Source organism: Armatimonas sp. (assembly GCF_043760365.1).
Taxonomy (GTDB): Bacteria; Armatimonadota; Armatimonadia; order Armatimonadales; family Armatimonadaceae; genus Armatimonas.
Map to the genome: position 1 here is coordinate 1 of NZ_JAYUPA010000726.1, position 10,409 is coordinate 10,409.

9 protein-coding genes are annotated in these 10,409 nt (G+C 54.2%); 6 read left to right on the plus strand and 3 right to left on the minus strand.

The genetic code is table 11. The features are described 5' to 3' along the window. Positions 1-175 precede the first annotated feature (175 nt). The gene (locus tag ACH2EH_RS17150) at positions 176-775 is read right to left on the minus strand and encodes a hypothetical protein (RefSeq protein ID WP_395143469.1); all 600 of its coding nucleotides are present in this window, start codon (positions 773-775) and stop codon (positions 176-178) included. A gap of 483 nt (positions 776-1,258) precedes the next feature. On the opposite strand from ACH2EH_RS17150, the gene ACH2EH_RS17155 reads away from it, so the two are divergent. Continuing rightward, entirely contained in the window at positions 1,259-2,044 is a 786-nt protein-coding gene (locus ACH2EH_RS17155) for a hypothetical protein (RefSeq protein WP_395143471.1), read from the plus strand. 22 nt (positions 2,045-2,066) lie between these two features. Here ACH2EH_RS17155 and ACH2EH_RS17160 read toward each other — a convergent pair whose 3' ends face one another. Continuing rightward, positions 2,067-4,055, minus strand: coding sequence for an alpha-amylase family protein (locus ACH2EH_RS17160; RefSeq protein ID WP_395143473.1), 1,989 nt, complete (start codon positions 4,053-4,055; stop codon positions 2,067-2,069). 50 nt (positions 4,056-4,105) lie between these two features. Then, complete coding sequence (kynU, locus tag ACH2EH_RS17165; protein WP_395143475.1) at positions 4,106-5,245, minus strand: kynureninase; 1,140 nt, start codon at positions 5,243-5,245, stop codon at positions 4,106-4,108. A gap of 71 nt (positions 5,246-5,316) precedes the next feature. Between kynU and ACH2EH_RS17170 the strand changes: the two genes are divergently transcribed. The 5 genes from ACH2EH_RS17170 to ACH2EH_RS17190 form a co-directional block, all read left to right on the plus strand. After that, complete coding sequence (locus ACH2EH_RS17170; protein WP_395143477.1) at positions 5,317-6,660, plus strand: ABC transporter substrate-binding protein; 1,344 nt, start codon at positions 5,317-5,319, stop codon at positions 6,658-6,660. 91 nt (positions 6,661-6,751) lie between these two features. Next, positions 6,752-8,038, plus strand: a complete 1,287-nt coding sequence (locus tag ACH2EH_RS17175; RefSeq protein ID WP_395143479.1) for an AAA family ATPase — start codon at positions 6,752-6,754, stop codon at positions 8,036-8,038. 3 nt (positions 8,039-8,041) lie between these two features. Further along, positions 8,042-8,683 (plus strand): hypothetical protein, encoded by a 642-nt coding sequence (locus tag ACH2EH_RS17180; protein ID WP_395143481.1) that lies wholly within the window; start codon positions 8,042-8,044, stop codon positions 8,681-8,683. 3 nt (positions 8,684-8,686) lie between these two features. Next, positions 8,687-9,589, plus strand: a complete 903-nt coding sequence (locus tag ACH2EH_RS17185) for a carbohydrate ABC transporter permease (protein ID WP_395143483.1) — start codon at positions 8,687-8,689, stop codon at positions 9,587-9,589. A 3-nt stretch (positions 9,590-9,592) separates the two neighbouring features. Further along, positions 9,593-10,409, plus strand: an 817-nt coding sequence (locus ACH2EH_RS17190) for a carbohydrate ABC transporter permease (protein WP_395143485.1), incomplete at its 3' end; no start/stop codon positions are given.

The following is a 10,409-nucleotide window of genomic DNA, read 5'->3' on the forward strand; positions in this document are numbered from 1 at the left end:
GCGTCCGGCAAAGTTGCACTGAAGCTCCAGGTTGTGCTTGGTGTTGACTCCGGTCGGAGCCGTGATAACAACGCCCTGGTAGAGCGTGTTGTCCGCAGAGACCGACCACACCTGAGGACTGGCGGAAATGGCATACACCGTGTTGTTGCGACGGATTATCCAGCCTATAGACTTATTATAAATTTTTTATAAAAATTATAGAATCGAGAATAAAACCATCTATGAAATTACTTGGCTTTATTTTTGGAACACCTAAGGCACGTAAGGCATTCTGAAACTCAGGGGATATTGTCCCTCGTGGCATTCCCACTTTTTCTCCTTCGATAATATCTGCATAAAAAATAATTTTTTCTTCATTTAACTTTCCACTCCTAGAGTCTATATAACTAATCATCATTTGATCAAAGGATGCCATACCTCCCGCTATCCCTTCTCCCATTGATGTTTCTTTCAGATATGGCTCATCAGCTCGCTTTAATGCTAACTTCAGCCCATATATCAGTAATTGAATTTTATTTTTATTATGAGTTGAAACATTTAATATTCCTGACGATCCATGATTAAGTAAATTTAACTCAACACTTAAAACATTTTCTTTTTCCATGCGATGCGCAATATTTATTATTTCTATATCAGGTATCCATTTGACCCTACATCCACGAATATTGTCCGGAAACGGCTCAGATTTATCTATTTTAATCGTTAACAGTGTAATACTCCTTATCAAAACAAGAGCAATTAACACAAGAGTTGTTATTTTAAATATTTTTTTCATAATAATATCACTTTTATAAATTTATCATGGATATGGTAATGCGAACTGCATCGATTGTAGAACGGGCCATATTTGAAGGCGATGATATTGATTTGGCTGAGAATTTGGATCGGTGTATAACTCCCCTGGGTTCCCAGGCACATCGAAACCAGGTATTGCACTCATCGCGCCTCCTGGTTTATATATTGAATCATGTATGAACCTACCAGTAGCTACTTGTGCCCAAAACCTCTTTCGCCAAATCAAGACAAGTCCGACACAGCAACATGCTCCGTAGCAATATCGGGATTATAAACAGACGCTCCTTGTTTGTCAAGGCCCATTTTCACACTCAAAAAACATATCGGAGAGCCAAAAAATGAATAATTGAACCGAAAAGTGCAGACGAGAGTATGAAGAAAAAATCGGAAAATAGGCCACAACCAAATGAGGGTTGGAAGCGTCAATATTTTTGTGGAAGTTATCCCCCTGAGAGGACGAAAAATGAGCACTGAAACCGATACGATCAAAGACGAAGCCGCAGCGATGCAACCCAACACACCAGCGATGCAGCCGGAGGCACCCGTAAAGAAAGCGATAAGACGAAGCCCCGGCCCGGTGAAGGCAAGCGACCTCAAGGAGCTGAAAAAGACCGAAGAGCTCACTGCCGTGGCCCTGCGCGAGCCCTATGCCACGGTGCTGGAGCGCTATGACATCAGCCGCGCTTTTATCCAGACCCTCGCCACGGACAGTGCGCAGTGCCGCACGCACTTTGCCGATGCCGTGCAGGCGGTGGATAAAAAGCGTGGGCAGACCAGGGCAGAGAGCAGTGGCAAAAAGAGCCTTCTGCTGCTCGTGCGCAAAGTCCAGGCGGCGGCTTCGGTGAAGTATGCCCGCGACGCTACCCAGGCGGCGGTGCTGAAAGACTACTACATCGGGGTGGAGCTCACGGGGAGCGCCGCACGCCTGGCGCAGTACTCGGCAGCGATCCTGGAGAAGCTCGGGGAGGACACCCTGCCCGGCATCTCCTCCGCCACGGTTGCCGCACTAAGTGACGCACGCGCGCAGTGGTGGAGCGCCCATGAGGGCCAGCAGGCCGCGCAGGACGAAGCCACGCGCAAGCGCGCCGAGGGACAGGCGCAGCTAAAAATCATCACCGACCGACGGATTCGGGTGCAGTACGCCATCGAGTCCGAGTATCCCTACAACGGCGGCACGGACGCCACAAAAGCTGCCCGTGCCGCGTTCGGTCTCCCAGCAACCCGCCCCTTCCGCGTTACCAGGGGGTGAGCTCAGGCGAGAAGGGGCGAGTTCAGGCGAGCTCGATCATCGCGTGGCCATTGACGGTCGGGACGGTGAATTTCACAGCTCCGGCCTCGCTCACAAACGCCAGTGCCTCGCCACTAGGAACGAGCGTGACAGCGCTCACGGGCTGGCCAATCCGAACCACGACCTCGATATTGTGCACCGGGATCACGTCCTCGATCACATCGAACGCCTGCCCACGCCGCTCGGGGATGTAGTGCAGTAGATGGACGATATGGCGATTCTCCGACTCTTGTTTGTTGAGCGTCGCCAGCAGCGACGACGGCCCTTTGACACTGAGCACGGGCCGAGGCAAGAGCATTGCAATCGCGTCCTTGAGCATCGTCTTCACCCAGAGCGGGGCATTGAGCTGGTACTGACGGAAGATCGGGTGGGCGAAGTAGATTCCCGCGCCGCTCGCAACCACCGCCGGGTACTTGCGCTCCCCCGACGAGGGCGTGTGGGCGTGCGAGCAGAAGTGTCGCCACGTCCGGTTGAAGTAGGGCACTTCGGCCCAGCAGAGCACGCTTCCCCCATTGCTAGCCACAACTTCCAGCGCTTTTTGGTACATCACATGCCCGGTCTTGGGCAGGCTCTCTCCGATCCCATTGCCAGGCACGATAAAGTCCGGCGAGAACGGCGCATCGCCGATAGCCTTCACGCCCAGCTCGCCCGTGACAAACTGCCCATCGCTGCCGAGGCCCGATTTGTAGGACGCGATCACGGTGCCACCGTTGTAGACAAACGCATCGAGCTTAGAGGACAGACGTGTGTCAAAGGGGATCTCATCGGGGAGAATTAAGAGCTTGTAGCGCATCCAGTCGGACTGACTATCAATGATATCGAACTGGATGCCCAGCTCCTGCAACATGCGAATCGCGCCGTGAATGTGCGCGAGATTGCGGCCACTGTGCGGGCTGTACTCGGTGAACTCCTCACTGGTCATGAGCGCCACATCGGTGACGGGTGTTGCCCCGACACACCAGGGCTCTTTGGCTTTTACCTGACCATACACGCCGCCGATTAAGTCGTAGGTTGCCGCGTCTATCTTGCCCGACGGGTGCAATTGATCGCCAATCGAGCACTGCGCGGTGAGCGCGAGCATGTGAAAACACTCGAACTCCAGCGCGGCGGGGTTCTTGAAGCTATGAAAATCCCCCCACGACGTGTGAAACTTGCCGGTCATTCCTAGACACGGCAACCCGAGCGTGCGGGCGTAGCGCTGTGCCTGCGGGAAGTGCAGGTAGCCCCAGCCCCCCGAGGGCAGCGACTCCAGCTCCCAGTGCGTGTAGCTCTCTGACTCGCCGCGATGGCGCGTCCCGACATGGCCGGAGTTGTAGAAAATCGTGCAGTCCGGGCTGAGCGTCCGCACAAACGCTGTCATCTCCGCTTGCCAGTCCTGGATCACCTGGGTCGCAAAGCGCTGCCGATCCGAGGCATCCTGCGGATTTAGCCCCGCCGCGTCCAGCGCCGCGATCCAGTGGGGCGCAAAGGAGACACGTGTCCCGACGATATCAAAGAACAGGCCGTCCACGTCCGGAACACACGCAAAGAGATCCTTCACGTGATCAAAGAGAAACTGCCGGTAGCCCGGATGAAACACATCCAGCACGCGGTAGAAACCTGGCTCAAAGGGCTTGGTGCCGCTCTGACGCCCATCCTCTTCGATCATCAGCCACTCGGGGTGCCTTTCTGCCGTGTAGTCATCCCACTGCACGGTGGTGTAGATCGGCACGCGGATATTTTTCGCATGGCACGCCGCAATCTGCTCAGGGAGCAAGTTCTTATTGGAGAGCTGCGGATGAACGCGCTCGGGGTGCGCCTTGCTGTCGTAGTAGAGCCAGCCGTGGTGACAACGGGCAAAACTGGTGATCGAATTCACGCTGGCCTTCTCCAGCGTCGCGGCAAACTCAGCGGCATCGAACTCGGCACCGATGCCGGGAATATCGGGGGATGTATGAAAATCCAGGTGAACCTGGCGAAATCTCAGTTGCATGCTGCTTCATTCGTCGCCGAGGGAACGAGTTCCTCTCACTGAGGGCTTCGCTACGGCACCAGTGCAGGCCCATCATCAAACTCCTCGCCGCGTGCCAGTGCGGCGAGAAGCGCTATTGTCTTCTGACAGTCGTCCTCGCTTGTGTAGAGCGGGTGCGGGGCGAAGCGAATTAGATCGGGGGGACGGTGATCCGGGATGACGTTGTGGCGGCGCAGGGCACGACACAGCACGGCGGCTTTGGGGTGCTGAATCGTGATATGGCCGCCTCGCTGCGCGTCTTCGCGCGGCGTGACAACAACAAATCCCGCGTTCTCGGCCTCGGTGCTCAGGAGGCGAGTGAGTGCCAGCGACTCAGCACGCAGACGCTCGATGCCGTACTCTGCCAGTACCTTTGCCGTGGCCTCAAGCGGCGCGAGCGAGAGAAGGTGCGGCGTGCCGAGCTGAAGGCGTGCGGCCCCGTCGGCAGGCTGGAGCGTGTCGTCGTTGGTGAAGAGCGCGTCTTTACGGCTCCCAAACCAGCCCTGGATTCCCGGAGTTTTGTCGTGGTGGCGTGGGTTTAGATAGAGCCCACCGACGCTCCCCGGCCCGGCAGCGAGCCACTTGTAGCCACACCAGAAGGCCGCATCACAGCCCCAGGCATCGAGCTGGTGTGGAACGATCCCGATCGAGTGCGCCAAATCCCAGAGTAACACCACGTCGTTGCGAAGCGCGGCAGAAGTTAAGCGCGGTATATCCAGAAGCCTTCCCGTCGTGTAAACCACAGAGGGTAGAACAGCGCACGAGAACTTCCTTGTCGCAAACGCAGCCTCGATAGACTCTTCATCGGCTATAACGGCTTCGAGCACCTCACCCACACTCAAACCACGAAGCCGAAGCTGGCTCTGAATTGCGTAACGATCCGTGGGAAACGCCCCCTGCTCAATCAGCACCATACCCTTGCCGTCGTAGAGCGTCGCGAGAAGCTGGTGCAAGTTCACCGTGATCGAGCCCGTCGCCACCACGCTCTGCGCCTGCGCCCCAATCAACCGCGCGAGCTGTGCCCCCGTGCGCTCCGCCAGAAAGAGCCACGGGTGCGTGCCTTCCGTCCAGCCATGAATGGCCAGCTCCCGCCACTCAGCCAGCGTCCGCAAGACGGCTTTCTGCGCCTCCTCCGTGCACAATCCCAGCGAGTTGCCATCCAGATAGATCATTACCAAATTGTACCTACCCGAGATTTTATCTAATCGTTTAGACCCTCAGAAATTGTGTATAATACCGGACGATGCGTGCATTTCCTTACGGCCCAGCACCGCTGGCTATTTTATGTCTCGCGGTAGTGTCGGGGGTCTATCTGGCCAAAGATCAGGCCAAGAAAAAGACAGCGACCCTGACCTACTGGACGTTTGCTCGTCCGCACTACGAAGCCTACCAGAAGGCACTTCCCAAGTTTTTGGAGGCGCATCCTGGCGTGAGTGTGGACCTGCAGCTCGTGGATGGCGCGGGGCTGAATCAGCGGCTTCGGGCGGCGTTCCAAGCGGATCTGGATGTCCCTGACATGGTGGAGATCGAGATCAGCGCCGCCGGGTCGTTTTTCCGTGGCCCCAAAGAGCACATTGGCTTTATGGACATCACGGACCGGCTTAAGCGCGAGGGGCTGGACAAGAAAATCGTCGCCAGCCGCTTTGCGCCCTACACCAATCGTGGGAGCATCTTCGGTCTACCCCACGATGTGCATCCCGTGATGCTGGCCTACAACCGAGAGAAATTCAAAGAGCTGAGCCTCGATCCCGAGACGCTTGACACCTGGGATAAGTTTATCGAGGCGGGCATTCGAGTCAAGCAGCCCGGCAAGCAGTATCTCCTAGAAATGTCCGACACCGGCGGCTCCCAGCTGGAATTGTGTCTTTTCCAGCGCGATGGCGGCTACTTCGATCCCGACGGCAAAGTGATCTTTGACAACGAGATCGGGATAGAGACCATGAAGTGGTACGTCCCGCTTGTGGCGAACAAGAGCAAGCGGCAGATGGGAAATTCTCTCGCAGCAGGAGGGGGGCAGGTACTAACTCAAGCCGTGGAGTCGGGCTATTTTCTGAGTGTCGTTGCACCGGACTGGCGCTCCAAGTCATTGGAAATTGATATTGGCAAGATGTCCGGGAAGATGGGGCTAATGCCCATGCCCGCCATCACGCCCGGAGGTCGCCGCACGAGCACCTGGGGCGGGACGATGCTGGGGATCACCAAGGCAAGCAAGTCCCCCGATCTCGCGTGGGAGTTCGCCAAGTTTCTGTACCTCAACGAGAAAGACCTCGCTGAGCGCTACGCGGACACCAATATCCTGCCCCCGGTTCCCTCCGCGTGGAACCAGCCCGCTTTCGATAAAGAGTACCCTTACTACGGCGGCCAGAGAATCGGCAGAGCCTACGCCGCCCTCGCCCCGCAGGTGCCGCCCCAGTACGCCAGTGCCTTCGTCGAGCTTGGCAAAGGCAAGCTCAGCCAGGCGCTGATCCAGTGCGTCGAGTACTACAACAAAAACGGCGAAGACGCAGGCTGGGACAAGTTCGTGCGCACCACCGTCAAGTCTCGCGCCGATGAAGTCCGTAAGCAAATGGCGAGGAACCCGTTTTGACTGGTCGTCTGCCACTTTCCCAGCCCGGCACGGGCTTCGCGGCACGCAGTGCCATTGCAGACGCCGATTTCAATCGGCGGAGCATAAGCGTATGATTACCCGGCTCCAAGTAGACGGTTTCAAAAACCTCGTTGATGTGGACATCCACTTTGGCAAGTTCAACGTCATCACGGGAGCCAATGGAGTTGGCAAATCGAATGTTTTTGATGCCCTCGGTTTTATCAAATCAACAACGACACTCAGTTTACGAGAATCTTTTTCAAAGATAAGAGGAGCAGAGAATAATTGGAAAAATGCATCACATAACGCTTCTCAACCAATAAACATTACTATAGACACTGACCATCAATATTATATGGATCCAGACCGCCCAGAGAGCAAAAGGGAAATAAAATATTTTTACAACCTTCAAATCACAACAGTTTCGGAGCGACCAGAATTATCATCAGAATCTATAAGATATAGTCAGGACACATCGCAATCAACACAAATTATCGAAGATGAAATTATAAACGAATTCAAGAAACAAACCCGTCAAGATTCTTTCACTGATCTATATATCATACATAATAGTTTCAAATTTCACGACTCTGTCTCACATCTATATAGTATTCTAAAAAGAATTTCTATTATTAATCTTGACCTATCAAAGATAAATCAAGACGATAATCTCAATACGTCTCCTTACATAAGTGAATCCGGGCAGCACGTCCCAAGTACTATTGAACGTCTATGTAAAACTTTACCATCAAAGCAAAACGCATCCTCAGAATGGGTTCTCACACAGCTCTCAAACCGGCTCTTCGAGCTAACCGGTGAAATCAAAGAGATTCAAGTTCAGCGACATGACCCTACTGAAAAGATCTGGATAAAAGTAAAAGACCCGGATGGAACCTGGCATAACGCTCGTACCCTCTCCGATGGAACGCTGCGCTTTCTCGCACTTACTGTTCTCTGGCTTGACCCGGAAGCGACGGGCGTATTTTGTATCGAGGAGCCGGAAAATGGTATTCACCCTTCCAAAATCCCAGCGCTGATGCGACTTCTGAGAGATATTTCAAAGAAGCCAGGCTGCCAGGTGATTGTGAATACACACTCCCCTTTGCTAGTAGCTCAAGCTCCTGCGGATGACGTTGTTGTGGCTTCATCAGTTTCTTCAATGGATAGGCAAGGTAATGAGTTCACAAAAGTAAAGTTCTCAGGACTCAAGGGAACTTGGCGCGCGGGGAAAATGCCTATCATTCCCATTAGTGCACTATCGTCCTTCTTAGATATTGCCCGTGATCGTGCTGACAATGAAAAATATGATCGTGTCGTAGATCGTCCAGATACACAACGCCTATTGCATAAGATGTGGGAACTAGAGGAGGAGTCGTAAATAATGCGCTTTACACTCTGGGCAGAAGGGCCAAGCGATGCTTGCCTTATTCCGATTCTCACCTGGCTCCTGCGACAATGCGGCGTTTACGACGATATTGAAACGGATGAAGAAATCATCTTTCGATCCAAAGATCAGAGTGAGTTTGCGACAATCACTAAGGTTTTTGAAAAAGAGGACTACTGGAGCGATCTCTTATTCGTTCATATGGATGCAGATAACGACAAAGAAACCTCAGGTAAAGGCCCAACAGAACGTGACAGACAGTGCCAGGATAAAGTCAATGCGGCAGGAAGTGTCCCACCCTATATCTGTGTCATTCCCGTTCGGGAAACAGAAACTTGGCTCCTTGGAAGCGAAAAAGCTCTTCGTCAGGCTACAGGAAATCCGAAAACACAGCTTACATTCCCAGGACGCTCTCATCTGGAAGGCATAAACTCTAAACAACGGCTCTGTGATATTCTCCGCGAACTGGGAATTGAGATTGGTAATGATGCCGATGCCGAACTATGGAAAGCTATTGTGCGTAACATTAGACTGACAGAACCACAAAGCTACGGCATTCTGCGCGGTATCCCTTCGTTCGATAACCTAGAGAAAGCCGTGAAAAAAGTGGTTGATAGCCAAAGGCTGGCATACCGATAACACATGAATAACTCGACTTTTTTTAAGAAGCAGCAAAAGCTTGCGCCGTATCTGTTCGTCATTCCATTTGTGCTGACGTTCTGTATCTTCTCGGCGTATCCCTACATCAAGAGCCTGACCTACTCGCTCTACGCCACCAGTGGACCAAAAGACTCGAAGTTCGTGGGGCTGGCGAACTACCAGTTTCTTTGGAGCGACCCGGACTTCTGGACGGCGGTGAAGAACACAGCGCTGTTTGCCTTTCTCTCCGTCGCCATCCAACTCCCGCTCTCGCTGGGTCTGGCGCTGCTGCTCTCCCAGAAGTGGATCAAGGGCGTGCAGCTCTGGCGGCTTGCCGTTTTTATGCCCAACTTGATGGGCCAAGTGGCCGTGGGCGTGCTTTTTGGCGTCTTGCTTCAGCCTAAGTTCGGCCTGGTCAATATCGGGTTGGCGCAGCTTCTTGGGGTAAGCTGGCTCGATCAGAAGTGGCTTTCGGAGCCGCAGAATGTCCTGCCCGCTCTTGTTCTTGTGACAGCGTGGATGAGCATTGGCTACAACATGATCTACTTCCTGGCCGCGCTCCAGAACGTAGACCAGGAGCTCATCGAGGCGGCAATGGTGGATGGTGCAAACGCCACGCAGCGCTTCCGCGCCGTGACACTTCCCACGATTGCGCCCGTGATGGCCTTCGTACTAGTCACGATGACTGTCGGCAGCTTCCAGCTCTACGAATTGCCAAGGACACTTCTCAACGGCGGTGGCCCAGACAACCGAGGGCTGACCATTATTATGTATCTGTTTAACAATGGCCTGCTCTCGGGCGATCTGGGCTACGCCTCGGCGGTCGGTTGGACGCTGGCGGTGATGCTGGCGATGATCTCCGGCGTTCAAATCTGGCTCTCGGGCACAGCAAAGAAGGAGGCGTAAGTCATGAAACTCTTCGCAAAAATTCTTACCTACGTGCTCCTTACGATTGCCGCGCTCTCGGCGCTGATCCCTATGTGGGAGCTGTTTACGTCCACGCTGCGCCCCTCGGATAAAGTGTTCTCGGAGTACTTGCGGGCCTCAAACCCGACCCTCCAAAACTACAAAGACCTCTGGGAGCTGCAAAACCCCAACTACATCCGCTCGCTCTTTAACTCGCTGTTTCTGGCTTGTACGGGGGTGATGCTCCAGCTCTTCTTCTGCTCGCTAGCGGGCTTCGCGCTGGCCAAGTACGAGTTCAAGGGCAAGAAGATTCTGATGGCGGTGCAGCTCCTGACGGTCTTTATTCCCGGCGCGGTCACCCTTGGCCCCGGCTACCAGCTCATGTACCAGCTTGGCTTGGTAGACACCTATCTCGGGATGCTAATCGGCTCGGCGGGCAATGTCTTTGGGATCTTTCTGTTCCGCCAAGCCATGCTCGCCGTCCCCGATGAGCTGATGAACGCGGCGCGCATTGACGGCAGCACGGAGTTTGGGATTTACTGGAATATCGTCATGCCCATCGTGCGCCCCATGACCGGTGCGTTCTGCCTGCTGACGTTCATGGGAAGCTGGAACGCTCTGCTCTGGCCCTCGATGATGCTCCAGAGCGAGCACCACCACACGCTCCCCATCGCGCTCTCCAGCCTCGTGGGCCTCTACAGCCAGAAGTACGGCATGACGATGGCGGGCACTTTCGTCATGGTACTCCCGGTCGTCGTGCTGTTTTTAGTGCTCCAAAAAGAGTTCATCTCTGGCCTCACCAGCGGTGCAGTGAAGGGGT